This is a genomic window from Massilia eurypsychrophila, assembly GCF_002760655.1.
GTDB lineage: Bacteria > Pseudomonadota > Gammaproteobacteria > Burkholderiales > Burkholderiaceae_D > JAFCUW01.
In genome coordinates this window covers 81193-106618 of sequence record NZ_PDOC01000013.1, presented here as the reverse complement: position 1 = coordinate 106618, position 25426 = coordinate 81193, and the positions used below count along the sequence as shown (strand labels likewise).

Below are 25426 nucleotides of genomic sequence, written 5' to 3'. Positions count from 1 at the left end.
GTGGTAAAAATGTCCCCGGCAGGCGCTTCGGCATGCTTTTGGAAACGATTCCAATTCTCGCCGCAAAGACAGGCGGCGTCAACATAAATGCATCAGGATTCCGCCCTACTCTTCGCGTTGCCCTCTCTCTTCAGGAACTGGCCGTACCACTGGCCGCTCGCCTTCAGGCGCCGCTGCTGGGTAGTGTAATCGACATGCACCAGGCCGAAACGGCGCCGGTAACCCTCGGCCCACTCGAAATTGTCGATCAGGCTCCAGGCGAAGTAGCCCTTGACCGGCACGCCGCCATCGATCGCCTGTTTCAACGCGGCCAGGTGGCGCTGCAGATAGTCGCGCCGGCCGACATCGAGCACGGCGCCGTCGGCTTCCACCGTGTCGTCGTAGCAGGAGCCGTTTTCGGTAATGTAGATCGGCCCCGGGTGATAATCGGCCTCGATGCGCGCGAGCAGTTCGGGCAGGCCGTCCGGCGCCACCGGCCATCCCAGCGCGGTCGTCTCGCTGCCCGCTTCCGGCGCGGCGACGACGGCGTTCAATGGCCCGCTGCCGGGAGCATCCTGGATCGTCTCGGGAAAATAGTAGTTCACGCCGAGGAAATCGGTGGCGACGGCAATCGCCGCCATGTCGCCGTCTTCCACCCGCGGGGCCGCCGCGCCGACCTGGTCGAGCGTGGCCTGGGGGTAGCCGCGGCCGAACAGCGGATCGAGGAACCAGCGGTAGCGCAGCCCGTCGTGGCGCGCCAGTGCTGCCTGGTCGGCGGCGCTGTCGCCGGCCGCGCGCACCGGATGCAGGCTCAGGGCGATGCCGACCTGCGCGTCGGGCACGTTGGCGCGGATCAGCGGCACCGCCTTGCCGTGCGAGAGCAGCACATGGTGGCACACCTGCAGCGCCGTCTTGAAATCGGTCAGGCCCGGTGCGTGCAAGCCCTCGTAATTGCCGATGATGGCGGTGCACCACGGCTCGTTGTGGGTGATCCAGTGTTTTACCCGGTCGCCGAGGCGGCGCGTCATGACGTCGGCGAATTCGAGGTAGGCATCGACGGTGGCGCGCGCGTTCCAGCCGCCTTCGTCCTGCAGGTACTGCGGCAGGTCCCAGTGGTACAAGGTGGCCCACGGCTGCAGGCCCCGTTCGAGCATGCCGTCGACCAGCCGCGAATAAAAGTCGAGGCCCTTCTGGTTCGGCGCGCCGCCGACGGCCGAAAAAATGCGCGGCCAGGCAATCGAGAAGCGGTACGCGCGCATGCCCATGTCGCGCGCCAGGTCGAGGTCCTGCGGCCAGCGGTGGTAATGGTCGCAGGCGACCTGCCCGGTGGCGCCGTCGCGCACCTTGCCGGGGGTGGCGGCGAAGCGGTCCCAGATCGACTCGGCGCGGCCGTCCTCGCCGGTGGCGCCTTCGATCTGGTAGGACGAAGTGGCGCTGCCCCACAGGAAATCGTCGGCGAAGTCGCTGCGCACGGGTGCTTGAAAGGCGGGGCAAGATGGTGTCGTCATGGGCATTGGGGTCGGGGGAATAATCAATTCTGCCAGATTGGCGGCACAGTTGGAAAGGTTTCCAGCTGAAGTATAAAAAAAAGCGTCATGGCTTTTTCAACGGCGAGGCCGTCGCCAGCGACGCGCGCAGGGTCATCGTGACGGGGAAATTGCGCGCCACCGGGCGCTCCAGGTCATAGCAGCGGTTCAGCAGCGCATTGACGCCGTTGAGCGTCATCTCGCGCCACGGCATGTGCACCGACGTCAGGCGCGGGGCCGAGAATTCGGCGCTCGGGGTGTCGTCGTAGCCGATCACCGACAGGTCGTGCGGCACGCGGATGCCGGCTTCCTGGAAGTAGCTCAGCGCGCCGACCGCCATCTCGTCGTTGGCGCAAAACAGCGCGCTGATCGGCTTGCCCGATTCGATCAGTTCCTTGGCCGCGTTCCAGCCGCCGGCCGGCGAAAAATCGCTCTCGGCGATCCACATGCTGGCCGTGTCGATGCCGTTTTCGCTCAGCTCGGCCATGAAGCCGGAGATGCGCGCCACGCTGTCGGCCAGCCGCGCCGGCCCGGCAATGACGGCGATGTCGCGGTGCTTGAAGTCGAGCAGCGTGCGGGCGGCGCGCCGTCCGCCGAGCGCGTGGTCGACCGTGAAACACTGGTCGGCGATGGCGCCGCACATGTGGTTGAGGATCACCATCTGGCTTTGCTTGGCGCCGAGCGCCTCGATGTCGACGTCCTGCAACGCGCTGGTCATGACGATCAGGCCGTCGCAGCCGCGCTCCATCAAAAATTCAATGCCGTCGATGGCCTGGCGGCGCTCGTCGCCGAGGCCAACGCCGAAGGCCACCACCATGTGCAGACCGGCGGCGCGCAGCTCGGTGTCGATGATCTGCAGGATCGGCGTGTAGAAGGTGCCCGACAACACCGGGATGTACACGCCCACCATCTGGCTAGATCCGGACAGCAGCGAGCGGGCCGCGTGCGACGGCCGGAAGTCGAGCGTCTCGATCGCCTTCTTGACTTTTTCGAGCGTGGCCGGCGACACCGATCCCTTGCCGCTGACGACGCGGGAGGCGGTGCCGAGTCCGACGCCCGCCAGGCGGGCTACATCCTTGATGGTGGCCACTATATACAATCCGTTTCTAAAGTCAGTGCTTGTTCGACCGCATATGATAAAGCCTTTCCGCTATCGGGATCGAACAGCGACACCCGCGCCGCGTCGATATTTAAGCTGACCGCCTGGCCGTGCGTGAAATGGCGGCTGTCCTGCACGACGACGGAGAGCTGCTGGCCGGCGCAGGCCAGCCACACGACCTGGTGGTTGCCCATCGGTTCGACCAGCGCGACCGTGGCGGCCAGCGCGCCGCCCGCCTCGATGCGGATGTGCTCCGGCCGCACGCCCAGCACTGCCCGCTGCGGCAAGGCCTGGCGCAGCTTGACGTGCAGCGGCCCGGCGCGGAAAAAACCGTGGGCGTCGACTTCGCCGGCGATGAAATTCATCGCCGGCGCTCCCAGGAAGCCGGCGACGAACAGGTTGGCCGGACGCTCGTAGACGTCGGCCGGGGTGCCGATCTGCTGCACCTGCCCTTCGCGCATGACGACGATGCGGCTGGCCAGGGTCATCGCCTCGACCTGGTCGTGGGTGACGTAGATCATGGTCGCGCCAAGGTTCTGGTGCAGCAGTTTGAGTTCGCGCCGCAGCTCGGCGCGCAGCTTGGCGTCGAGGTTCGACAGCGGCTCGTCGAACAGGAACACGGCCGCCTCGCGCACCAGCGCGCGGCCGATCGCCACGCGCTGGCGCTGCCCGCCCGATAACTGGGCCGGCTTGCGCTTTAACAGTTCGCCCAGCTGCAGCATGGCGGCCGCGCGCGCCACCCGTTCGGCGATCTGCGCCTTCGGCAGGCCGGCGATGCGGGCGCCGAACGACATGTTTTTTTCCACCGTCATGGTCGGGTACAGCGCGTACGACTGGAACACCATGCCGATGCCGCGCTGGCTCGGATCGACGCCGCGCATGTCGCGCCCGCCGATTTCGACGCTGCCGCCGTCGATGTCGTTCAGGCCGGCGATACTGTGCAGCAGGGTCGACTTGCCGCAGCCGGAAGGCCCCAGCAGCACGAGGAACTCGCCGTCGGCGATGTCGAGGTCGAGGCCGCGGATGACCTGGTTGCCGCCGAGGGTGATCGACAGCTTGCGCAATGCGACGTTGGCCATGGATTAGTTTTTCATCTCGGTTAGCCCTTGACCGCGCCGGCGGCGATGCCGCGCACGAACCAGCGGCCGGACAGGAAGTAGACGGCCAGCGGCAGCAGCGCGGTAAGCACGGTGGCGGCCATGTTGACGTTGTACAGCCGCGTGCCGGTGGTGGTGTTGATGACGTTATTGAGCTGCACCGTCATCGGCAGGTTGTCGCGGCCGGCGAACACCAGGCCGAGGATGTAGTCGTTCCACACGCCGGTGACCTGCATGATGGCGGCGACGACGATGATCGGCGCCGACATCGGCAGCATCACCTGCAGGAAGATGCGCCAGAAGCTGCCGCCGTCGATGCGCGCGGCCTGGAACAGCTCGCGCGGCACGCCGGCGTAGTAATTGCGGAACAGGAGCGTCATCAAGGGCATGCCGAATATCGTGTGCACCAGCACGATGGCCGGCATCGAACCGAATACGCCGAGCGTTGCCATCATGCGCACCATCGGGTACAGCATCACCTGCACCGGAATGAAGGCGCCGGCCAGCAGCACGGCAAACAGCACGGCGCCGCCGCGCGGCTTCCAGAACGACAGTGCATAGCCGTTGACGGCGCCCAGCGCGATCGGCAGCAGCGTGCTGGGAACGGTGATGGCGACCGAATTCCAGAAGCCGGCGCGCACCCCTTCGCAGGCCGCGCCCGTGCATACCTCGCTCCAGGCCAGGCGCCACGGCTCGAAGGTCGGCGCCAGCGGCAGCGCGAAGATGCCGCCGGCGCGGATCTCGTCCATCGACTTGACCGAGGTGACCAGCATGACGTACAGCGGCAGCAAAAAGAACAGCGCGGCGCTGAAGAGGAAGGCGTAGATGCCGATGCGCTCGGCGCTGTGTTTCATCGCGCGCCCTGCCGGCGGCGGCTGCGGCCGTACGCATACGGCACCAGGATCGCCAGCACGGGCGCCAGCAGCACCATGGCGCCGGCCGACGCCAGGCCGATATTCGAGCGCAAAAACAAGTGGTCCATGATGAACTTGGCCGGCACTTCGCTGGCGATGCCGGGCCCGCCCTGGGTCATGGCGACGACCGCGTCGTACAGCTTGACCACCGCGGTCGACAGCAGCAACAGCACGGTGGCAAACGTCGGGCCGAGCATCGGCAGCACGATCGACAGGTACACGCGCCAGGCCGGGATGCCGTCCAGGCGCGCCGCTTTCCAGATTTCAGGGTCGACGCCGCGCAGGCCGGCCAGCATCAGCGCCATCACCAGGCCGGATGCCTGCCAGACGCCGGCGATGACGACGGTGTAGATCACCATGTCCTGGTCGACGATCCAGTCGAAGCTGGCGCCCGGGCCGGGCGTGAGCAGCCATTGCCACACCAGGCCGGTGGCCACGAACGACATCGCGTACGGATACAGGAAAACGGTGCGCAGCACGCCTTCGCCGGTCACGTGCTGGTCGATGAAGATCGCCAGCAGGCAGCCGATCACCACGCAGGCGGCGATGAACAGCACGCCGTAGATGGCCAGGTTATGCAGCGACAGCAGCCAGCGCTCGTTGCCGAACAAGCGCTCGTACTGCGCCAGGCCGATGAACTGGTCGGATGCGAAAGTGCGCGAATTGGTAAACGAGGTGCGCAAGGTCCACAGCACGCCGCCGATGTAGGCCACTAGCACCGTCAGCGCCATCGGTAGCAGCGCGGCGTACGGCGTCACGCGGGGCAAGCGCCAAGGCGCGCGGCCTGGCGCCAGTGCTGCCGGCCGCAATACGCTGGGTTCTGGCATCGTCATCTAGCTGTTCTTCAGCGCCGCGGCGAAGTTCTTCTGCGCCTTCTCGACCGGCATGGCGGTGTTCCAGTAGGCCGTCAACACGTCCTGGATGGCGCCGTTCTGGTCGGGCGTCAGGTACACCTCGGTCACGCCGATCTGGCGCGCTTTGTCCTTCATGACGGCCATGCCCTTCTGCGCGCAGGCATCGAGCTTGGTGGCGTCGACATCCATGCGCACCGGGATCGATCCTTTGAGCTGGCTGAAGGCGAGCTGGGTGGCCGGCGCCACCACCACGCTGGCGAGCAGCTTTTGCGCGCGCACGGCAGCCGGGTTCGACGTTTTCGGGAACACGAACACGTCGCCCTGGATCAGGTACGGCACCGTCGGCCCGAGGCCGGCGATGCAGCCGTAATCCTTGCCGGCCACTTGGCGCGCGGCGGTGAATTCGCCCTTGACCCAGTCGCCCATGATCTGCACGCCCGCTTTGCCGCCCGAGACCATGGCGGTGGCGTCGTTCCAGTTGCGCCCCGGCGAGCCGGCATCGACGTAGGTCTGCAAGCGCTTGAAGGCCAGCAGCACCTTCTTGAAGGCGTCGGACGCAATCGCTTTCTGGTCGCGGTCGCGGATCACCGCCAGGTACAATTCGCGCCCACCGAGGTTGGCGAGGACGGCGGAAAACAGCACCGTCTCCTGCCAGGCCTGGCCGCCGTGGGCCAGCGGCACGATGCCGGCGGCCTTGAGCTTGTCGAGCGCGGCGAACAGTTCGTCCATCGTCGCCGGCTCTTTTGCGATGCCGGCCTTCTTGAAGGCGGCCTGCGAGTACCAGATCCAGGTCTGCATGTGGATGTTCAGCGGCACCGCGTACCAGTGGCCCTTGACCTTGATGACGTTGACGATCGGCGCCGGCAGCATCTGTTCCCAGCCCTCCTTCGCGGCGACGTCGTCGACGTTGTTGAGCATGCCCTGCTCGATTACGTCGAGGAACTGCTTGGAGGTGTTGAACTGGGCGGCGGTGGGCGGATTGCCGCCGACGATGCGGTTGATGGTGACGGCGCGCGACTGGTCGCCGCCGGCAATTGCCGTGTCGATCCAGGTGCCGCCGGCGGCGCGGTAGGCCTGCGCGACCTGCTTGACCGCGGCCGATTCGCCGCCCGAGGTCCACCAGTGGATCACTTCGGCGGTGGGACCGCGCGCCGGCGCCGCGGCCGATGCCAGCGGGCTCACCGCTGCCAGCGGCAGCGCGGCGCACAGCAAGGCGCCAGCCAGCGCCGTCATGCGATTTGGGTGCATCCTGTCTCCTGAGGTGCGGCGGACCTGGGATCCGCTCATTATCTTGCGCCAAGTGGAAACGTTACCACTTTGCTGGCCCGACTATAGCACCGGGGTAAAACCGATGTCAACGATTCAAGGCCGCGCTTGCTGACAGCGCACTTTGCCATAACTTCGCCGGGGCGGCAATCCGGCCCGCGCGGAACCCTACGGCTGCGTAAAAAGCAACACATCGGAGCACGCCATAAAATATTTTTTTCGCCCCCTGCGCCGCTCTGCGCGACGCTCTTCCCGCCAAGGAATTTGCCGATCCGTGCGGCGCTGCAAATTGACTTTAAAAATATAAGGGTGCTATATTCAAGCCACAAATTGGAAAGGTTTCCAAAGGACCCGCGAATGGATCATTTCAGTACCAGAACAGCGTCATGGATCGGCATCTGCCTGGCGCTCGTCGTCGGCTCAGCCCATGCCGCTGGTGCCGGCACCGCCGCGACGGCGATCACCGTGCCGGCCGGCTGGCAGCTGACCTGGTCCGACGAATTCGACCAGGACGGCTTGCCCGATGCGGCCAAGTGGGCCTACGACACCGCCTACAACAAGCAAGGCTGGTTCAATCACGAGCTGCAGTATTACGCCCGCGCCCGGCTGGAGAACAGCCGCGTCGAAGGCGGCAAACTGATCATTACGGCGCGGCGCGAAAGCTTGCGCGGCCTGCCCGACCACGGCGGCCAGGCCTACTCGTCGGCGCGCCTGTTCACCCGCGGCCTGGCCAGCTGGACCTATGGCTTCATCGAAGTGCGCGCCAGGCTGCCGTGCGGCGTAGGCACCTGGCCGGCCATCTGGATGCTGGGCACGAGGGGCAGCTGGCCGGTGGACGGCGAGATCGACATCATGGAGCATGTCGGCAGCAAGCCGGGCGAAGTGCTCGGAAGCATTTACACGGGCGCCCAGAACTGGCCGAAAAATACCCCGAACACGAAGACGACGCCGGTGCCGGACGCCTGCACCGCGTTCCACAACTATCAGCTGCGCTGGACGCCGGACCAGCTGGTGATCGCCGTCGACGGCCGCGCCTACAACGAACTGCGCAACCCGGGCGACGGCGACTATCAGAAATGGCCCTTCGCCAGTCCGCAATACCTGCTGCTCAACCTGGCCATCGGCGGCGACCTGGGCCGCGCGGTGGTCGACAGCAGCCTGCCGCAGCAGATGGAAATTGACTACGTGCGGGTATATCAACCGGCCGCAAGCAAAAGCTCCCAATAATCGATTGACAATATTTTTCAGGAACCTTAATATTCACGAAACCTCGGATGGAAACGTTTCCACTCCATAGAAAGCGAGGCACACGCAGCACAGCGACGAACCGTAGTACAGCAACAGCGATACGGCAGCCATGACCACTAACGAGCATGCCGGCACATAAACAATTAGGAGACAAGATGCAATATCCAAAGGCAAAGCAGACTTACCTCAGCCTTGCGGTAGCCAGTGCCTGCGCGGCCCTGGTGACGCCAGGTGTTACTTTCGCTCAATCGACCGCCGGCGCCAGCCTCAGCCCGGCCGGCGCTGAAGTGCAGACCGTGGTCGTGACGGGCTTGCGCGCCAGCTTGCAATCGTCGCTGAACCTCAAGCGCAACTCCGACGGCCTGGTCGACGGCATCGTCGCCGAGGACATCGGCAAATTCCCCGACACCAACCTGGCCGAAGCGCTGCAGCGCATTTCCGGCGTGTCGATCGACCGCAACAACGGCGAAGGCCAGAAGGTGACCGTGCGCGGCGTCGGTCCCGACTTCAACATGGTGCTGTTCAACGGCCGCCAGATGGCGACTTCGAACCTGGGCGACCTGAACGGCCGCTCGTTCGATTTCGCCAACCTCGCTTCGGAAGCGGTGTCGCAGATCCAGGTCTACAAGACAAGCCGCGCCGATTCGCCCACCGGCGGCATCGGCGCCACCCTCAACGTCATGACCGCCCGCCCCTTCGCGCGGCCGGGCCTGGTCTCGAGCATCGGCGTCAAGGCGGTGCACGACACGTCCAACAACAACCTGCCGGGCGACGTCAAGGATAGCAAAAAGGTCACGCCGGAGATTTCCGGTATCTACAGCAACACCTCGGCCGACGGCCGCTTCGGCGTGGCCGTATCGGGCAGTTACCAGGAGCGCAACAGCGGCTCCAACCAGGCCGCGGTGTCGAGCGGCTGGCATGGCCCGTTCAGGGGCGACGAAAACAACTGGGGCACGATTCCGCAACCAGGCACGCCTGGCGCAGCGGGCATCACCAACCGCCCTGCCCCGAACGACATCTATTCGGTGCCGCAAAACCTGAATTACAGCATGACCGGCATCAAACGCCAGCGCACCAACGGCCAGTTGACGTTGCAATTCGCACCCATCAAGGAACTGGTGACCACGCTCGACTATACCTATTCCGAAAACAAGATCCAGACCAAGCGCAACGACATCTCGGCCTGGTTCAACTTCGGCCCGTCGACCAGCACGTGGAGTCCGGGCCCGGTGTCCGGTCCGCTGGTCTACACCGAAATCATCAACCCGGCCAACAGCGACATCGCCATGGGCGCCGCCGATTTCGCCACCAAGACGCAGAACAATGCGATCGGCATCAACCTGGCCTGGCGCGCCACCAGCGACCTGAAACTCGAATTCGACGCCCACAAGTCGACCGCCGAATCGAAGGCCGACAGTCCGTTCGGCTCGAACAATACGCTGGGAAGCGCCAGCTTCTCGCGCGGCACCACCAGCGCCGACTTCACGAAAGACTTCCCGGTGCTGTCGATCGAGGGCGCCGATTTCGTCAAGGCGCGCCAGCAGGTCACCGGTTCGACTTTCCAGAACGGCTACATGAAAGGCGAAGTCGCGCAGGCCCAGGTCAGCGGGCGCTGGAAGGTGCGCGAAGCGTCGCAGCTGAACTTCGGCCTGGCCGCCACCAAGGTCGACAACCGCTCGGCCTTCTCCAACCAGCAGCGCGACACCTGGGGCGGCGCCACCAGCCCGGCCGACTACCCGAGCACCGTGTGGCACGCCGATACGGTGCGCCAGTACTTCGACCAGATCGACGGCAGCGACAGCACCAAGCTGTTCAACCAGTTTTACACCTTTAACTTTGCCCAGGTACGCCAGCTCGCCGCCAACGCCTCCGGTTTGCCAAACCTGTACCTGCCGAAAACGACCTACGACACTGACCGCCGCACCGGCGAAAAAACCAGGAGCGGCTTCCTGCAGTTCAACACCGACTGGAACACCGCCATGCCGATCCACACCGGCATCGGGCTGCGCTACGAGAAGACCGATGTCTCGTCAACCGCGCTGGTGCCGTCGGCCACCAGCATCACGATGGTCTCGGCCAACGAGTTTTCGGTCGGATTCGGCGCCCCCACCTTCACCACCCTGGGCGGCAGCTATCACCACCTGCTGCCAAGCCTGGACTTCGACATCGACGTGCGCAAGGACGTCAAGCTGCGCGCCAGCTACGGCGAAACCATCGGCCGGCCGCGCTACGACCAGATCCAGGGCGGCCAGACGCTCGACCAGCTGGCTCGCGTCAACGGCGGCACCGGCTCGCAAGGCAATCCTGCCCTGAAACCGGTCAAGTCGAAAAACCTCGACCTGTCGGCCGAGTGGTACTACACCAAGTCCAGCTTCGCCTCGCTCGGCGTGTTCCACAAGAACCTGAAGGACTACGCCGGCCAGAGCACCTTCACCGCGCAGCCGTTCGCCCTGCATACGCCGGTCGGCGGCGCCCTGTGGAACCAGGCCGCGGCCAGCGGTTGCGGCACCGATGCGGTCTGCATCCGCAACTTCATCTTCCGCAACCACCCGACCGCGCCAGGGGTCACCCGCGGCAAGGACGACGATACCGGCAACGCCACCGGCACCATCGTCGGCCAGCCGAGCGACCCGATCGCCAACTTCCGGATCAACTCCTTCAGCAACGCGAAGGACGCCAGCCTGCACGGCGCCGAGGTCAATCTGCAGCACATGTTCGGCAACAGCGGCTTTGGCGTGCAGGCCAACTACACCTGGGTGCATTCGGGCCTGAAGTACGACAACGCGTCGCAGGGGGAACAGTTCGCGCTGCTGGGCCTGTCGAACTCGGCGAACCTGGTCGGCATCTTCGAAAACTCGAAGTGGACCGCGCGCGCGGCCTACAACTGGCGCGGCGAGTTCCTGTCGTCGACCTTCGACGGCTACGGTCCGAACCCGAACTACACCGAACCGTTCGGCCAGCTCGATGTATCGGTGACGTACGCGTACAACGACAAACTGAGTTTCCAGGTCGAGGCGATCAACCTGACCAACGAAACCCAGCGCGTCCACGGCCGCACCAAGACGCAGGTGCTGTACGCCACCCAGGCCGGCCCGCGCTACATGATCGGCGCGCGCTACAAGTTCTGAGGCGCGCCTTGTTGAACGATCGCGGCCGCTGTCTCACAGCGGCCGTTTTCGGTTAGACTTTCCCGGGCTTCGGACCTTCTCCACCTCCAGACGAATGGATCATCGTACCTTGAACAAGCCACAGCGCATCGTCATCGTCGGCGGCGGCTCGGCCGGCTGGCTGAGCGCAGCCATCATCGCCGCCGACCATCAGCGCGGCGGCGTGCAGGTCACCGTGATCGAATCGCCCGACGTCGCGCCGATTGGCGTGGGCGAAGGCACCTGGCCGTCGATGCGCGATACGCTGCGCCGCATCGGCGTGCGCGAAAGCGATTTCCTCACCGCGTGCGACGCCGCCTTCAAGCAGGGCTCGCGCTTCGACGGCTGGGTCGATGGCGGCCCGGGCGACTCCTACTATCACCCCTTCGTGCTGCCGCAAGGCTTCGGCGAGACCGACCTGGTGGCGCACTGGCAGAGCCGGCATGGCGAGGTGCCGTTTGCCGACCTTGTCAGTTTTCAGCCGCACCTGTGCGCGCAGGGCAAGGCGCCCAAGCAGGCATCGACGCCGCAGTTCGCAGCGGTAGCCAACTACGGCTACCATCTCGACGCCGGCAAGTTCGGCGCCTTCCTGAAGACGCACTGCGTCGAAAAGCTCGGCGTGCGCTTTATCGCCGATCACGTCGACGGCGTGCGCAGCGACGCCGCCGGCGACATCGCATCGCTCTCCACGCGGGAGCACGGCGAGCTGGCCGGCGACCTGTTCATCGACTGCACCGGCGTGCGTTCGCTGCTGCTGGGCCAGCACTTCGGCGTGCCGCTGGTCAAACAAAAACACGTCCTCTTCAACGACACCGCGCTGGCGGTACAGCTGCCCTACCCGGATGCCGATAGCCCGATCGCTTCGCAGACCACCGCCACCGCCCAGCGCGCCGGCTGGATCTGGGACATCGGCCTGCCGACGCGGCGCGGCGTCGGCCACGTGTATTCGAGCGCCCATTGCAGCGACGCCGACGCGGAGACCGCGCTGCGCGCCTACATCGACGCCACCAGCGGCGGGGTCGACGTCCGGCAGCCGCGCAAGATCAGTTTTACGCCCGGCTACCGCGAACGCTTCTGGCAGCGCAACTGCGTTGCCGTCGGCCTGTCCAGCGGCTTCATCGAGCCGCTCGAAGCGTCCGCGCTGGCACTCGTTGAAATGGCCGCCATCGCGATATCGGACGACCTGCCGGCCGACCGCGCGACGATGGACATCATCGCGCGCCGCTTCAACGACAGTTTTACCTATCGCTGGGAACGGGTCATCGAGTTCCTGAAGCTGCACTATGTGCTGAGCCGGAGGAACGACAGCGACTTCTGGCGCGACCACCGCGAAGCGGCCAGCATCCCCGAGCGCCTGCGCGAACTGCTGCAGCTGTGGCGCCACCGCGCTCCCTCGCGCAGCGACTTTCCGCGCACCGGCGAGGTGTTCCCCGCCGCCAGCTACCAGTACATCCTGTACGGCATGCGCTTCGATGGCGCCGCCACCTTGCGCGGCAGCGACAGCGCGGACCTGGCCGACCAGTACTTCCGCGAGGCCGCCACGCTGACCCGCCGCATGCTCCCCGCCCTGCCCGACAACCGCAGCCTGCTGGCCCACATTGCCCGCCACGGCCTGCCGTCCATCTGAAACCGCCACCAATCGAAAGCACCGCATGTCCAACCCTGTCCTGCTCAACAACGTCGACCACAAGCACCTGCGCATCCGTACCGGCCATGGCGAGGGCCTGGGCGACCAGCACATGTTCGCGCCCACCTTCCCGGCCGAATTTCGCGAGCTGCAGGCGCACTACCCGATCGTGTTTCGCAAAACCGACGACGGCGCCCGCTTCGAACCGGTGGCCATGCTGGGCCTTGTCGAAGGCGAGAACCTGTTCTTGAGCGAGGCGGGCTGGGACAGCCCCACCGTGCCGCTCAGCGTGGCGCGCCAGCCGTTCCTGATCGGCGTCGCTGGCGACGAGCTGATGGTGCACGTCGACATGGACAGCCCGCGCTGCTCGAACATCGATGGCGAGCCGGTGTTTTTGCCGCACGGCGGCACCACCGAGTACCTGGAAAACGTCAATTCAAGCCTGCTGATGCTGCACCAGGGCCTGCAGGCCACCGCGCTGTTCATGTCGGCGCTGGTGTCGCTCGAACTGCTCGAATCGTTCGTGCTCGATGTGGAGCTCGACGACGGCACCCAGGGCCGCCTGGCGGGCTTTTATGCGATTCATGAGGAGCGCCTGGCGCAGCTCGAGGCATCGGTGCTGGGCGAACTGCACCGCGCCGGCTACCTGCAGGCGATCTTCATGGCGGTGGCCTCGCTGTCGAATTTTCGCGCCCTCATCGAACGCAAGAACCGCCTGCACGCCGCGCGCGCAACATGACGGCGAACGTGACGCCTGCCAGGCCGATGCGCGAGATCGACGCCGCCTCGTTTGACGACGCGATGCTGGCGTCGGCCGAGCCGGTCGTGCTGCGCGGCCTGGTGCGCCACTGGCCGATGGTGGCGGCGGCGCTGGCCGGCAACGCCGACGCCTACCTGCGCGGCTTTTACCGCGACGCCACCGTCAACGCGATGCTGGGCGCACCAGGCATCGACGGCAGGTTTTTCTACAACGACGATCTGTCGGGCTTTAATTTTGCGCCGGTGCGCGTGCGCCTCGACACCGTGCTGGACGAGCTGAAAAAACACGCGGCCAGCGCGCCGGCGCCGGCCATCTACGTGGGCTCGACAACCGTCGACACCTGCCTGCCTGGTTTCCGCGCCCACAACGACATCGACCTCGGTGCGCGCGACGCCCTCGCCAGCATCTGGATCGGCAACCGCACCCGCATCGCTGCCCATTACGACGTGCCCGACAATATCGCCTGCGTGGCGGCCGGGCGCCGCCGCTTCACCCTGTTCCCGCCTGGCCAGCTGAGAAACCTGTACGTCGGCCCGCTCGACTTCACCCCGGCCGGCCAGGCCATCAGCCTGGTCGACGTCAGGCAGCCCGACTTGCAGCGGTTTCCGCGCTACGCCGAAGCGCTGGCGAACGCGCAGGTGGCCGACCTGGGGCCCGGCGACGCCATCTTCATCCCCAGCATGTGGTGGCACCACGTCGAAGCGCTCGACGCCTTCAATGTGCTGGTCAACTACTGGTGGCGCTGTGTGCCGGACTACATGGACACGCCGACCAACGCGATGCTGATGGCGCTGATGACGATCCGCGAGCTGCCGCCAGAGCAGCGCGCGGCCTGGCAGGAGCAGTTCCGCCACTACGTGTTCGAAGCCGGCGCCGACACCGCCGCCCACATCGCACCGGCGGCGCGGCGCGTGCTGGCGCCGCTGGACGACGACGCCACGCGCACCCTGCGCGCACAGCTGCTCAAAAAAATAAACCGCTGAACGATAACCGCAGCATCAGGAGACCGCATGACCACGAACCGCAATGCCATTGTTCCCAAGCCGATCCGCCGCGTCGTCATCGCCGGCGGCGGCACCGCCGGCTGGATGGCCGCCGCCGGCATCTCCAAGGTGCTGGGCAAGCGCCTCGACATCAAGCTGATCGAGTCCGACGAGATCGGCACCGTGGGCGTCGGTGAAGCCACCATCCCGACGCTGCTCAATTTTCACGGCCTGCTCGAGATCAACGAGCAGGAATTCATGGCCGCGACCCAGGCCACCTTCAAGCTGGGCATCAGCTTTGAAAACTGGCGCGCCGCCGGCGAAGACTATATCCACTCGTTCGGCAGTACCGGCATCGACCACTGGACTGCCGGCTTCCAGCATTTCTGGCACAAGGGCCGCGAGCGCGGCCTGGCAGGTGACTATGGCGACTACTGCCTCGAGCTGAAGGCAGCGCAGGCGAACCGCTTTGCCCACCTGCCGAAAAGCGGCATGAACTACGCCTACCATATGGACGCGTCGCGCTACGCCAAGTACCTGCGCAAGTTCGCCGAGGGCTTCGGGGTCGAGCGCATCGAGGCGAAGATCGCCCGCGCCCTGCGCGATCCGGCCAGCGGCGACATCACTGCCCTGCTGCTCGATTCGGGCACGCTGGTCGAGGGCGACCTGTTCATCGACTGCACCGGTTTTCGCGCGCTGCTGATCGGCCAGGCCATGGGTCAACCCTACCAGGACTGGTCGCACTGGCTCTACTGCGACAGCGCCATCGCGGTGCAGACCGAAGCGGTGCGCGAGGCCGTCCCCTACACGCGCTCGATCGCGCGCGAATCGGGCTGGCAGTGGCAGATCCCGCTGCAGCACCGGGTCGGCAACGGCATCGTGTTCTCCAGCCGCTACATCGACGACGACGCCGCGCAGGCGAGCCTGATGGCCAACATCGACGGCGCCGTGCTGACGCAGCCGCGGGTGATCAAGTTCCAGCCGGGCCAGCGCCAGCAGACCTGGACGGGCAACTGCGTGGCGCTGGGCCTTGCCAGCGGCTTTCTCGAGCCGATCGAGTCGACCAGCATCCACCTGATCCAGCGCGGCATCGTGCGGCTGATGCAGATGTTCCCCACCGACGGCATTTTTCAGAGCGACATCGACGAATACAACCGCCAGACCACCACCGAAATCGAGCATATCCGCGACTTCATCATCCTCCACTACCACGTGACGAACCGCCGCGACACGCCGTTCTGGCGCGACTGCGCCGGCATGGAGGTGCCGCCGGCGCTGCGCCGGCGCATCGACCTGTTCGCCGACAGCGGCCGGGTATTTCGCGTGCCGAACGAGCTGTTTGCCGAAAACTCGTGGGTCCAGGTTATGTTGGGCCAGGGCATCCACCCGCGCCAGCACCACCAGAGCGCCGACTTGATGGGCGACGACGAACTGCACGGTTTTCTCGCCGGGATCAAGGGCTCGGTCGACCGGACGGTGGCGCAGCTGCCGGGGCACGAGGCGTATGTTGCCCGGTACGGCAGCAGCAATCCGACGTGACGCCGGTATCAACCAAAGCAATATCCGGCGGATAAAGTTGCTTTGGAAGTGTGTTTTTATATCCGAAACCATTGGTGATGCAGGGCTTCAGTTTCGATTACTGTGCAGTCTGATTATTTAAGGCTTCCCAATCGCTCAATAAGCGCATCCGTAAACTGCTGAGTCGTAGCTGTGCCCATGAGGTCACCCGTGCGTACCTGGCTAATGTTCAGAGTGTCGAAAATTGCATTGTGCAAGCGTGCCGAGAGGTCAGGAAGTCCTACATGGTCCAACATCATCTTCGCACCGAGAAGCAATGAGATCGGATTAGCAATACCTCGACCAGCGATGTCTGGCGCCGATCCATGAACAGCTTCGAATATCGCGGTGTCTGCGCCGAAATTGGCGCCTGGGGCCATCCCCAAACCTCCGACCAGACCGGCTAACTCGTCAGACAGGATATCTCCGAATAAGTTCGTACATAACAGCATGTCAAATTGCCACGGATTTAACACCAACTGCATTGCGCAGGCATCGACTATCATGTCGTTCATCGTCACGCGGCCCTCATATTCTTTGGCCACTTCGCGCGCCGCCTCCAGGAATATTCCGGTCAAGGCCTTTAATATATTGGCTTTATGAACGACGGTGACTTTTTTCCGACCATTCTTTACCGCATACTCAAACGCGAACCTTGCTATGCGTTTGCTACCCTCGCGTGTGTTCATTCCCGTAGACACTGCTACAGCTTTTGGATCATCGCCCACGGGTATGTAGTATTCATGGGCGACATAAAATCCCCCTAGATTTTCCCGTATAAGCACGATGTCGATATCGTCGTAACGACCGGCGATCAAAGTCTTTACTGGCCGCACATTGGCGAAAAGCTGGAACTCCTCACGTAACCGCACGTTGGCGGATCGAAACCCCTCGCCGATCGGGGTTGTCAAAGGGCCCTTGAGGGCAAGCTTTCGCTCACGAATGCTGGCTAATGTTTGCGGAGGCAATGCATCACCATGGGCCTCGACGCCGGCAATTCCGGCATGCTGAATGTCCCACTCAAACGGCGCGCCCAATGCATCGAGTACCTTGACAGTGGCGTCGACGACTTCGGGGCCAATGCCGTCGCCAGGAATGAGCGTCGCGTTGAATTTTTGCTGGCAATTTCGAATCATTGGAAATTCTCCGATTAAACTAGATAAGCTTTCCTCGCGTGACCGAGGCGTGAGCGAAAAATCAGACGCTATTGCCTGGCGAGCGCCGTTTTTACAAAGGTATCAGCAAGCTGTTGTTCAGACAACAGACCTTACTATCAAAATAAGCAGGGAAACAAACACGGCTACACCCAGCAATCCAGCCGCGACAATGTACACAGGGTGAAACTTTAAATCTCCACTTTTTCGAATACCCGCAAATGCACAAAGCACCGCCTTTATCGTTCCAAAGAAAGATGCTGTCTTGATCGTTCGATCTTGCTGACCCATATTTGCTCCAAATCTCATGATCGCGTTATTCGGTTCCCTGGCGCTGGAGCATAGGGATCAAAGTCAACCCTGTGATACACCCGGCAAGTCATCGTGGAGCGGGTGTCAAGACGCTCTCTGCTCTGAATGTTCGTTTGGGAACGATAGTCAATCCCGGGGCATGTGTGTATAATTATCACACGATTATCATTATTCAGGCATCTCATGGAAACCAAGTCTGCAAGGCTTACCATTCTCATTGATCCGGTGAAAAAGCAGGCTTTTGATGAGCTTTGTGCGTCTCAAGACCTGACGCCTTCTCAAGTGATCCGCCAGCTCATCCGCCAGTATCTGGACGATCATCACATCGACTATGCCACCAAAGTCAAGAAACGGACGCCGCAGGATGATCGCGCTTCCGCCGAGAAATAAGATGCCATCAGCTGCATCCCAGGGCGTCGGCCTTGGGGAAATAAAGCTCTCTGCTCACCCGTAGAACTTCTTCTACCGCTTGAAGAATATTCCGGTTGGTGAGCTGCTTGATACCAGTCGGCGCGCACGCGCCACTCCTCTTTCCCGCATCGGTTGTCCGGTCTTCTTCGCTGAGATCAAGCCGTTCAAATTCATCAATTTGCGCCTTGGAAAGTTCATTCCTCATACGTGCCTTCGCCTTCCATACAACTTTCTGTATTCCCCGTTTGTTCTTCTTCCCGCTCACGTATTGATATTTTCACAATCATAATAGGAGTTCACTGAGGGTTGCCCGTTTGCGGGAGGAAAGAAAGCGTCCGTGTTGTTTTTGGGTCCAGCCAGTTCGCCTTTCATTATAACTCCATTATCATGGTATTGTAACGTTTGTAGTCACCCAGCGACTCGTAGCTGTTTAGCAAGATCCACACGAAATGCTCGTGCCGGAGGGCACGCGAAACCACAAGATCAACCGGCACATGTTTTGGAAGAGCTTTATATGATGCGCAATCGAAAGAAAATTCGCTTTTTCCGCAGCCATATCCCCGAGTTTTCCTGCGTCCCTGGATGCCACGATTGCTGCGGACCCATAATGGCTTCAACGGAAGAAATGTCGCGCCTTCCGCTGGTAGAGGACGCGAAGCGCGAGACGGCTCTGGCAAAATGGGACTGTCCACACCTCGGGGTATCTGGTTGCCAGGTGTACGAGGAACGCCCGCTGATCTGTCGTCTATTCGGTACCACGCCACGCCTGAAGTGCCCTCACGGAAAGCAGCCTGAGACCATGATCGATGCTGCGATCGAAATGAAAATTGAGATATATTTTCGCAAAGTCCGCCATGTGATGGTGTAGCGCCAGCAAACTCGAGAAAACGTAAAAAAGGTCGAAAAAGATCGGCGTTGCGACGCATGAGCATCGCTACTACCCGTGCGATCGCAGCCCCAAATGATTGCCAGACAGTCGTAGCGCTCGGTAAGGGGGAGTGGAAATCCTGACCTGTATTGCTCACATCGAGCATTCTGTTACAACCCCGTCGCGCGCATAGGCGATTCCGTGAGCAATCAAGCGCAACGTGGCCGAGTGCAGGCAGGGGATAAATCGTGTCCTTTCCATCATCGTCCGCAGGTCCACCTTAAGAAGATCTCCTTTGCAGGCAAAAGCAATTTGATTGAGCGAGTCATAGGCGTCAATCACGTAGACCTCTCCCTTGAAGGCATCCCGCATGGCATCGACCTGGGCGTCGGTATTCTTCTCTCCACCGAGGACGTTGGTGACCATCATTCCTTGTGGTGCCAATGACGCATAGCAGTCATCGTAGAAACGCCTGCTCGACAATTGGGGAGGTTGCCCTGCTTTGTCGAATCCATCGTTCAGAAGTACATCGAAGCGAGACTTGTTGCGGGCGACAAAATCAGCGCCGTCCTGGCAATGCACCTTAAACCGGGGACCGTCAGGCGGGATCATGAATTCGCCTCTGACGGCGATGACTTGTGGGCATATTTCCGCTACTTCTATTAGCGCGTCGGACAAGTGCCGATAACAAAATTTGGCCAGCGAGCCACCACCGAGACCAATCATTCCAATGCTTCTCGGCGCCGCGTTAAATAGTAAAAAACCCATCATCAGCTGCGTGTAGCCCAAGACCAGTTCATCCGGATCGGCCAGCGACATTTCGCTCTGTACTGCGAATACGTCAAACAGTAGCGCCAGGGTATGGCGCTTCTTGTAGAGAACGGGCCCAGCCTGCAACTGGGTTACCAAATTTGTAAGGTTGCTCATCAATCTCGCAATATGCCTGGGTATGGGGTCGAGGTTCTCGGCCGCCAACATGGAAGACAAGTAACGCTGCAGCCACGGCATTACCGCAGGGGGAGGGAAAATCTCGGCTCGACGACTCTCGAGGGCGGATACGGCGGTAAGCATCCGGAGTTCGAACATGGGTGGCCATACGGCACGGGAGACTTGGATGTACATCATTTCATTATAACGAAATTACCATTGCATTATCATGCACACAGCGTAGCATGTGAACGCGGCTTCGTCCAGTTGGCCGTACTTTGGGCAGCGAGCACTACAGTGGATTGATCGTAAGCATGCTGACAATCGGGGGACCATCAATGGGTATCATTCACGAACATGTTGACCGGGACAACCGTCCGGGCAAAGGGCGCCCCCCGGCTTGGCGCCTTAAAATCTATACCGTCGAGGGTCCGTTATCTTTTGTGCTCGCTGACATCATCGAGCATGCCAAGGCGTGGCCGGAACTGAACCTGAGTGCCCTTCTGTTGCGGCTGGAACGAGTAGAAAAGATTGATGGGGAGGGATTGCTCGTCATGCGGAACCTCATGACGCATATGGAAACGCTCGGAATTCCGGTCGTTTTATGCGGTGCACACGCTGATGTGGCCGCTCGCCTTGCAGAAGCGGGCCTGCATCGTTTCCACGATAAAGTTTCCTACTGTGACGACATTTCGGTGCTCTTGTGAAGTCACGACCGATGCAGGCCTCGTGTGGGCACAAGGATGACTGCCCCCGGCGCCGCGTCCCATGGCGCCGGCCGCAGCTGCCCGCGGGCATAGGCTATTCGTGGCGCAGCGCCTCGATCGGATCCATTTGCGCCGCCCGGCGCGCCGGAAAATAGCCGAACACCACCCCGATAAACAGGGAGAACAGCAAGGCCAGCACGTTGATGCCGACATCGAAGGCGTACGGGATGCCCATCAGGGCGGACAAGCCGTACGACGCCAGCGTAGCCAGCAGCACGCCGATCGCACCGCCCAGCGCCGACAGCACCACCGCTTCGATCAGGAACTGCAGCAGGACCTCGTTCTCGAGCGCGCCGACGGCCAGCCGCAGGCCGATCTCGCGCGTGCGCTCGGTCACGCTGACGAGCATGATATTCATGATGCCGATGCCACCCACCAGCAGGCTCACCGCGGCGACCGCGCCGAGCAGCCCGGTCAGCACGCCCATCGTGCTCGACAGCGTCTCGGCCAGCTGCTGCGTGTCGAAGATATTGAAGTTGTCGTCGGCGCCGTCTGCCTCTCCCAGCCTGCGCCGCTCGCGCAGCAACTGGCGCAGGCTGGCCTTCAGGCGCGGGGCGTCGCTGCCGTCCTCCATCGACACCGCCAGCGTGCTGACCTTGCTCCCACCGGTAATGCGCCGCTGCAGCGTGTGCAGCGGCACCAGCACGAGATCGTCCTGGTCGCCCATGCCGCCCTGCCCCTTGGCCGCCAGGATGCCGATCACTTCGCACGAAAACTGTTTGACGCGCACCTGCCGGCCAAGGCCGTCCTGGCCGACGGCGCCGCCGAACAGTTCGCGCCTGACTGTCTCGCCGAGCAGGCAGACGGCGGCGCCGGCGCCCAGTTCGTTTTCCTCGAATTTGCGGCCGGCGCTGATCTTCCATTTGCCGGTGTCGAACCAGGCATTGGTGCTGCCGGTCGCGGTGGACACCCAGTTGCGGCCGTTGGCGACGAGCGTGACGCCGGCGCGGCTCTGCGGCGCCACCGCCGCCACGCCGCCGATCTGCGCTGCGATGGCGTCGGCGTCGGCCTCGGTAAACTGCGGCACGCCGCGCCCGCCGCCGCCGCCGCCGCCGGGCTGGCGCTGGCCCGGATTGACGATCAGGAGGTTGGTGCCCAGGCTGGTGATCTGGGCCTCGATCGCCCGCGTGGCGCCATTCCCCAAGGTGACCATGGTGATCACGGCGCTCACGCCGATGACGATGCCGAGGATGGTCAGGAAGGAGCGCAGCATGTTGCGCCGCACCGAACGCAAGGCCAGCATGAAGACGCTGAACAGCATCAGAGCACCTCGCTCATGTCGAGGCCGGCCGGCGCCGCCGTGACGGGATCGGCATTGAGCTCATCGCGGGCGACGCGCCCGTCGACGAACGTGATCGCGCGGTGCGCGTAAGCGGCCATGTCCGGCTCGTGGGTGACCATCAGCACGGTGATGCCGTGGTCACGGTTCAGGCCCAGCAGCAGGCCCATGATCTCGTGGCTGCGCCGGGTGTCGAGGTTGCCGGTCGGTTCGTCCGCCAGCAGCACTGCCGGTTCGGTCACGATGGCGCGCGCAATCGCCACGCGCTGCTGCTGTCCGCCCGACAGTTCGGCCGGCGTGTGATGCTCCCAGCCGGCCAGGCCGACCGCCGCCAGCGCGCGCGTGGCGGCGCTGCGGCGCGCGCCGGCGCTGTCGCCGCGGTACAGCAGCGGCAGCTCGACGTTTTCCTGCGCCGAGGTACGCGCCAGCAGGTTGAAGCCCTGGAACACGAAGCCGAGAAAGCGCCGCCGCAAGCGCGCTCGCTGGTCGCGCGTGAGCGTTTCGACATGCACGCCCTTGAACAGGTAGGCGCCGCTGCTGGGCTGGTCGAGGCAGCCAACGATGTTCATCGCGGTCGACTTGCCCGAGCCGCTGGGCCCCATGATGGCGACGAACTCGCCGGCGCCGATGATCAGGTCGATGCCTTTCACCGCCAACAGTTCGGTGGCGCCGCTGCCATAGCGCTTGCTCACGCCACGTAGCTCGATCAGCGGTTCAACGCCGCTCATTTCGCCACCGTTGACTTCTGGTCGGTGATGACCAGCATCGCCGCCTTCAGGTTGCCGCCGGTGATCTCGGTCACGTGGCCGTCGCTGATGCCGGGCGTGACGGCCACCGCCAGCGGCGCTCCCTTGCCGCCCGCAGCGAGCACCCAGACCTGTTTGGCGTTGGCGGTGCTGGCGCCGGCGGCGCCCGAGCGGCGCGTACGGCCGCCGCCCGGGATCGACGGCATCAGGCTGGCGGCGATACCTTTCTTGGCCGCCGGGGCTGGCGCGGCGGCGCTCGGCGAGAAGCGCAGCGCCGCATTCGGCACCAGCAACACGTCCTGGCGCCTGGTCGCGGTGATCGTCGCCGTCGCCGTCATCCCTGGCCGCAGGCTCAGGTCGGCATTGTCGACGTCGAGGTAAGTGAGGTAGGTGACGACGCTGTCGGTGATGGTCGAACCGAGGCCGACCCGGGTGATGACGGCCGGATAGTTGCGTGCCTGGTAGGCGCTGACGGTAAACGTGGCGCTCTGACCTTGCCGGATCGCGCCGACATCGGCTTCGTCGACGTACACCCACAGGCGCAGCCGGCTGAGGTCTTCGGCGACGGTCAGCAGCGTCACCGCCTGCAGCGACGCCGCCACCGTGCTGCCCGGGTCGACCGCGCGGGTCAGCACGACGCCATCGGTGGGCGCCACGATCGACGCCTTCGACAGGTTGATCTGGTCGGTCGACAGCGCCGCCCTGGCGTCCTTGATCCCGGCGCGCGCGCCGGCGTCGTCGGCGACGGCGCGCGCCAGCGTGGCGCGCGCACCATCGAGTTCGGCCTTCGACGGCACCTGGCCGTGCGACAGGCGCGCCACTTCTTCATAGCGGCCCAGCGCGGCGCGCGCTTCGCCCACGGTGGCGCCGCTTTGCGCCAGCTTGCCGCCCGCCGCCTCGAGCGCCGCCTGCGACCGCACGATCTGGTCGCGCAGCTTTGCCGTGTCGAGCACCACCAGCACGTCGCCCTTCTTGATGCGATCGTTGACGTCGACATTCACCTGCCGCACGGTACCGGACAGCTCGCTGCCGATGTTGACCGAGCGGGTCGGCTGCAGGGTGCCGTTGGCGTTCACCGTCAAGGTCAGATCGCCGCGCGAGACCGCCTGTGTCGTGTAGCGCGGCGCAGCGGCGTCGACCCGATGGCGCTGCCACGCATAGGCGCCGGCAGCGGCGCCAATCACCGCGGCCAGCGCCAGCCACACCGGCCAGCGACGCCACCAGGGGCGCGCGGGCGGTTCGCCGAGCAGGGTGGCGATGTCGCCGCCGGCCGCGCCCGGCACGGGCGCTGATGCCGCGGGGGCTGGTGTCAAGGGTGTTGGGGTACTGGTCATGGGGGCGTTTCACGAAAGGTGACGCCCTTCGGCGCCGGAAAAAGGATCGGCGTGTCAGATCCCCAGCCGCCGCCCAGTGCCTTGTACAGGCGCACATGGTCGGCGAGCAGATCGGTGGTGCTGGCAGCGACCGCATCTTGCGTGTTCAAGCTGGTGCGCTCGGTCTCGAGCACCACCTGGAAATCGACCAGTCCGGCGCTGTAGCGCTGGCTGGCCAGCAGCGCCGCGTTGGCCGCGGCCGCGGCGGCGATGCGCAGGCTGGCGAGCCGGTTGCGCTCGTTGCGCAATGCGACCATCTCGTCTTCGACGTCTTGCAGGGCGCCGAGCACGATGCCGGCATAGGCGGCGCCGGCCTGCTCGAGTTGCGCCTGCTGCGCCCGCACGCGCGCCTTTCCGGCGCCGCCGTCGAACAGCGGCGCGGTGACCCGGGCCAGCAGCGTGGCGACGACCGAAGCGCCGTTCGGCAGCGCGGCCGCCGTGAGCGCGTTCAGGCCAAGCGAGCCGCCCAGCGAAAAATCCGGCAGGCGCGCGGCATCGGCCTGGGTCACCAGGGCCGCCGCAGCCGCCACGCGCTCTTCGGCCGCCCGCACATCAGGGCGCTGGCGCAATGTGGCCGCCGGGATCGCGATCGCCAGTTCGGCCGGCTCGGTCAATGCCGTTGCCGGTGCAGCCGCCAGCGCCGTGACGAGCGCCGCGGGCGCGCGTCCGGTCAACACGGCCAAGCTGTATTGCGCCTGCGCGGCGGCCGTCTGCAAGGCCGGGATCCGGGAGCGCGTCTGTTCGGTGGCGGCGCGCGACTGGTCCATCTCGAGCACCGTCAAGAGGCCGGCCTGCACGCGCCAGCCGGTCAGCTCAAGCGTCTTTTCCTGGCTGCGCAAACTGGCCTGCGAGATCGCAAGTTGCGCCTGCAGGCCGCGCAAGTTGAGGTAGTTGATCGCAACCTCGGCCGCGACCGAGACCTGGATGTCGGCCAGGCTGGCGGCGCTGGCGCGTGTGTTGGCATCCACCGCCAGCATGGCGGCGCGCTGGGCACCGAAGACGTCGAGTTCCCAGCTGGCGTCGAACCCGGTCCGGAAGCTGCTGGAATCGGCGTCGCCGGCATGGTTGCGCTGCGCCGATGCCGACCCGCTCAGCACCGGCAGGCGCGCTGCCGACTGCACGGCGGCGGCGGCGCGCGACTGGGCCAGCGCCGCCCGCGCGCCGAGAATCGACGGATTGCGGCCAAGCGCATCGTCGACCAGGCGCACCAGCAGCGGATCGTCGTAGCGGCGCCACCATGCCGCCAATGGGGTCACTGGCGCGGCGCGGCCGGCGACGATCCATTGTGGCGGAATCGCCAGGTCAACGGCTGGCGGCGGCGCTGGCGTCATGACCGCGCAGCCGCCCAGCGCACCGGCGACGGCGAGGCCGGCGAGGACTGTTCTTGCTATGGGACTACACCGCTGGCGCGTGAAACCCCGGGTCGCGCTCGGTTCGTTGAACATCTGTTGAAATCCTTGGTGGTCCGCGGCTGAAGAAAAACGAGCAGCGCACGGCGGGTGAAAGCAGCACACCAGCGCCCGGCAAGCCGGA

The 25426-nt window shown here is 64.3% G+C and carries 23 protein-coding genes; 9 read left to right on the top strand and 14 right to left on the bottom strand.

The features are described from left to right. Positions 1-92: 92 nt before the first annotated feature. The 6 genes from CR105_RS18835 to CR105_RS18810 form a co-directional block, all read right to left on the bottom strand. The gene (locus CR105_RS18835; RefSeq protein WP_099791004.1) at positions 93-1487 is read right to left on the bottom strand and encodes a GH1 family beta-glucosidase; all 1395 of its coding nucleotides are present in this window, start codon (positions 1485-1487) and stop codon (positions 93-95) included. 85 nt (positions 1488-1572) lie between these two features. Next, a complete protein-coding gene (locus CR105_RS18830; protein WP_099791002.1) occupies positions 1573-2595 on the bottom strand; it encodes a LacI family DNA-binding transcriptional regulator in 1023 nt (340 codons plus the stop codon). Beyond that, positions 2595-3683 (bottom strand): ABC transporter ATP-binding protein, encoded by a 1089-nt coding sequence (locus CR105_RS18825; protein WP_099791000.1) that lies wholly within the window; start codon positions 3681-3683, stop codon positions 2595-2597. Before CR105_RS18825 ends, CR105_RS18830 begins: the two co-directional genes overlap by 1 nt. Before the next feature lie 20 nt (positions 3684-3703). Further along, on the bottom strand, positions 3704-4555 hold the full coding sequence (locus CR105_RS18820; protein WP_099790998.1) for a carbohydrate ABC transporter permease: 852 nt from the start codon (positions 4553-4555) through the stop codon (positions 3704-3706). Next, positions 4552-5346 (bottom strand): carbohydrate ABC transporter permease, encoded by a 795-nt coding sequence (locus CR105_RS18815; protein ID WP_229414013.1) that lies wholly within the window; start codon positions 5344-5346, stop codon positions 4552-4554. Before CR105_RS18815 ends, CR105_RS18820 begins: the two co-directional genes overlap by 4 nt. A 102-nt stretch (positions 5347-5448) precedes the next feature. Next, complete coding sequence (locus tag CR105_RS18810) at positions 5449-6717, bottom strand: ABC transporter substrate-binding protein (RefSeq protein ID WP_099790996.1); 1269 nt, start codon at positions 6715-6717, stop codon at positions 5449-5451. A gap of 375 nt (positions 6718-7092) precedes the next feature. Here CR105_RS18810 and CR105_RS18805 point away from each other — a divergent pair, with 375 nt between their 5' ends. From CR105_RS18805 to CR105_RS18780, 6 genes are all read left to right on the top strand, one after another. Further along, complete coding sequence (locus CR105_RS18805) at positions 7093-7962, top strand: glycoside hydrolase family 16 protein (protein WP_099790994.1); 870 nt, start codon at positions 7093-7095, stop codon at positions 7960-7962. A gap of 176 nt (positions 7963-8138) precedes the next feature. Continuing rightward, a complete protein-coding gene (locus CR105_RS18800) occupies positions 8139-11111 on the top strand; it encodes a TonB-dependent receptor (protein WP_099790992.1) in 2973 nt (990 codons plus the stop codon). A gap of 109 nt (positions 11112-11220) precedes the next feature. Continuing rightward, positions 11221-12756 carry a tryptophan halogenase family protein gene (locus tag CR105_RS18795; protein WP_229414008.1) on the top strand — a complete coding sequence of 512 codons (1536 nt, stop codon included), beginning with the start codon at positions 11221-11223 and terminating at the stop codon, positions 12754-12756. 25 nt (positions 12757-12781) lie between these two features. Further along, positions 12782-13495, top strand: coding sequence for a SapC family protein (locus CR105_RS18790; RefSeq protein ID WP_099790988.1), 714 nt, complete (start codon positions 12782-12784; stop codon positions 13493-13495). Beyond that, a complete protein-coding gene (locus CR105_RS18785) occupies positions 13492-14499 on the top strand; it encodes a cupin-like domain-containing protein (RefSeq protein ID WP_099790986.1) in 1008 nt (335 codons plus the stop codon). The genes CR105_RS18790 and CR105_RS18785 overlap by 4 nt, the downstream gene beginning before the upstream one ends. A gap of 27 nt (positions 14500-14526) precedes the next feature. Further along, positions 14527-16038, top strand: coding sequence for a tryptophan halogenase family protein (locus tag CR105_RS18780; protein ID WP_099790984.1), 1512 nt, complete (start codon positions 14527-14529; stop codon positions 16036-16038). A 113-nt stretch (positions 16039-16151) separates the two neighbouring features. Here CR105_RS18780 and CR105_RS18775 read toward each other — a convergent pair whose 3' ends face one another. Next, entirely contained in the window at positions 16152-17192 is a 1041-nt protein-coding gene (locus CR105_RS18775; RefSeq protein WP_099790982.1) for an isocitrate/isopropylmalate dehydrogenase family protein, read from the bottom strand. A gap of 117 nt (positions 17193-17309) precedes the next feature. Next, positions 17310-17501: a DUF2970 domain-containing protein gene (locus CR105_RS18770; RefSeq protein ID WP_099790980.1), complete on the bottom strand. Its 192-nt coding sequence runs from the start codon at positions 17499-17501 to the stop codon at positions 17310-17312. A gap of 204 nt (positions 17502-17705) precedes the next feature. Between CR105_RS18770 and CR105_RS18765 the strand changes: the two genes are divergently transcribed. Beyond that, a complete protein-coding gene (locus CR105_RS18765) occupies positions 17706-17912 on the top strand; it encodes a ribbon-helix-helix protein (RefSeq protein ID WP_099790978.1) in 207 nt (68 codons plus the stop codon). A gap of 7 nt (positions 17913-17919) precedes the next feature. On the opposite strand, the gene CR105_RS18760 is transcribed toward CR105_RS18765, so the two are convergent. Further along, a complete protein-coding gene (locus tag CR105_RS18760; protein WP_099790976.1) occupies positions 17920-18138 on the bottom strand; it encodes a hypothetical protein in 219 nt (72 codons plus the stop codon). A 309-nt stretch (positions 18139-18447) separates the two neighbouring features. Between CR105_RS18760 and CR105_RS18755 the strand changes: the two genes are divergently transcribed. Then, a complete protein-coding gene (locus CR105_RS18755) occupies positions 18448-18801 on the top strand; it encodes a YkgJ family cysteine cluster protein (protein ID WP_099791046.1) in 354 nt (117 codons plus the stop codon). A 153-nt stretch (positions 18802-18954) separates the two neighbouring features. On the opposite strand, the gene CR105_RS18750 is transcribed toward CR105_RS18755, so the two are convergent. Beyond that, positions 18955-19728: a fused MFS/spermidine synthase gene (locus CR105_RS18750; RefSeq protein ID WP_180288237.1), complete on the bottom strand. Its 774-nt coding sequence runs from the start codon at positions 19726-19728 to the stop codon at positions 18955-18957. Between the two features lie 338 nt (positions 19729-20066). On the opposite strand from CR105_RS18750, the gene CR105_RS18745 reads away from it, so the two are divergent. Next, positions 20067-20435: an STAS domain-containing protein gene (locus CR105_RS18745; protein ID WP_180288236.1), complete on the top strand. Its 369-nt coding sequence runs from the start codon at positions 20067-20069 to the stop codon at positions 20433-20435. Between the two features lie 94 nt (positions 20436-20529). On the opposite strand, the gene CR105_RS18740 is transcribed toward CR105_RS18745, so the two are convergent. The 4 genes from CR105_RS18740 to CR105_RS18725 are packed head-to-tail and all read right to left on the bottom strand — an operon-like array spanning position 20530 to position 25338. Further along, positions 20530-21756 carry an ABC transporter permease gene (locus CR105_RS18740; protein ID WP_099790970.1) on the bottom strand — a complete coding sequence of 409 codons (1227 nt, stop codon included), beginning with the start codon at positions 21754-21756 and terminating at the stop codon, positions 20530-20532. Further along, complete coding sequence (locus CR105_RS18735) at positions 21756-22502, bottom strand: ABC transporter ATP-binding protein (RefSeq protein ID WP_099790968.1); 747 nt, start codon at positions 22500-22502, stop codon at positions 21756-21758. Before CR105_RS18735 ends, CR105_RS18740 begins: the two co-directional genes overlap by 1 nt. Beyond that, positions 22499-23854 (bottom strand): efflux RND transporter periplasmic adaptor subunit, encoded by a 1356-nt coding sequence (locus CR105_RS18730; RefSeq protein WP_099790966.1) that lies wholly within the window; start codon positions 23852-23854, stop codon positions 22499-22501. Before CR105_RS18730 ends, CR105_RS18735 begins: the two co-directional genes overlap by 4 nt. Continuing rightward, complete coding sequence (locus CR105_RS18725; RefSeq protein ID WP_099790964.1) at positions 23851-25338, bottom strand: efflux transporter outer membrane subunit; 1488 nt, start codon at positions 25336-25338, stop codon at positions 23851-23853. Before CR105_RS18725 ends, CR105_RS18730 begins: the two co-directional genes overlap by 4 nt. Between the last annotated feature and the right edge of the window lie 88 nt (positions 25339-25426).

Excerpts from the sequence above, each read along its gene's own strand:
- CR105_RS18755 (WP_099791046.1), top strand. The coding sequence starts at position 18,448 with ATGATGCGCAATCGAAAGAAAATTCGCTTTTTCCGCAGCCATATCCCC.
- CR105_RS18775 (WP_099790982.1), bottom strand. The coding sequence starts at position 17,192 with ATGATTCGAAATTGCCAGCAAAAATTCAACGCGACGCTCATTCCTGGC.
- CR105_RS18810 (WP_099790996.1), bottom strand. The coding sequence starts at position 6,717 with ATGCACCCAAATCGCATGACGGCGCTGGCTGGCGCCTTGCTGTGCGCC.
- CR105_RS18785 (WP_099790986.1), top strand. The coding sequence starts at position 13,492 with ATGACGGCGAACGTGACGCCTGCCAGGCCGATGCGCGAGATCGACGCC.
- CR105_RS18725 (WP_099790964.1), bottom strand. The coding sequence starts at position 25,338 with ATGTTCAACGAACCGAGCGCGACCCGGGGTTTCACGCGCCAGCGGTGT.
- CR105_RS18815 (WP_229414013.1), bottom strand. The coding sequence starts at position 5,346 with ATGGCGCTGACGGTGCTAGTGGCCTACATCGGCGGCGTGCTGTGGACC.
- CR105_RS18765 (WP_099790978.1), top strand. The coding sequence starts at position 17,706 with ATGGAAACCAAGTCTGCAAGGCTTACCATTCTCATTGATCCGGTGAAA.
- CR105_RS18745 (WP_180288236.1), top strand. The coding sequence starts at position 20,067 with ATGGGTATCATTCACGAACATGTTGACCGGGACAACCGTCCGGGCAAA.
- CR105_RS18735 (WP_099790968.1), bottom strand. The coding sequence starts at position 22,502 with ATGAGCGGCGTTGAACCGCTGATCGAGCTACGTGGCGTGAGCAAGCGC.
- CR105_RS18790 (WP_099790988.1), top strand. The coding sequence starts at position 12,782 with ATGTCCAACCCTGTCCTGCTCAACAACGTCGACCACAAGCACCTGCGC.
- CR105_RS18805 (WP_099790994.1), top strand. The coding sequence starts at position 7,093 with ATGGATCATTTCAGTACCAGAACAGCGTCATGGATCGGCATCTGCCTG.
- CR105_RS18835 (WP_099791004.1), bottom strand. The coding sequence starts at position 1,487 with ATGACGACACCATCTTGCCCCGCCTTTCAAGCACCCGTGCGCAGCGAC.
- CR105_RS18770 (WP_099790980.1), bottom strand. The coding sequence starts at position 17,501 with ATGGGTCAGCAAGATCGAACGATCAAGACAGCATCTTTCTTTGGAACG.
- CR105_RS18750 (WP_180288237.1), bottom strand. The coding sequence starts at position 19,728 with ATGAGCAACCTTACAAATTTGGTAACCCAGTTGCAGGCTGGGCCCGTT.
- CR105_RS18800 (WP_099790992.1), top strand. The coding sequence starts at position 8,139 with ATGCAATATCCAAAGGCAAAGCAGACTTACCTCAGCCTTGCGGTAGCC.
- CR105_RS18825 (WP_099791000.1), bottom strand. The coding sequence starts at position 3,683 with ATGGCCAACGTCGCATTGCGCAAGCTGTCGATCACCCTCGGCGGCAAC.
- CR105_RS18740 (WP_099790970.1), bottom strand. The coding sequence starts at position 21,756 with ATGCTGTTCAGCGTCTTCATGCTGGCCTTGCGTTCGGTGCGGCGCAAC.
- CR105_RS18780 (WP_099790984.1), top strand. The coding sequence starts at position 14,527 with ATGACCACGAACCGCAATGCCATTGTTCCCAAGCCGATCCGCCGCGTC.
- CR105_RS18760 (WP_099790976.1), bottom strand. The coding sequence starts at position 18,138 with ATGAGGAATGAACTTTCCAAGGCGCAAATTGATGAATTTGAACGGCTT.
- CR105_RS18730 (WP_099790966.1), bottom strand. The coding sequence starts at position 23,854 with ATGACCAGTACCCCAACACCCTTGACACCAGCCCCCGCGGCATCAGCG.
- CR105_RS18820 (WP_099790998.1), bottom strand. The coding sequence starts at position 4,555 with ATGAAACACAGCGCCGAGCGCATCGGCATCTACGCCTTCCTCTTCAGC.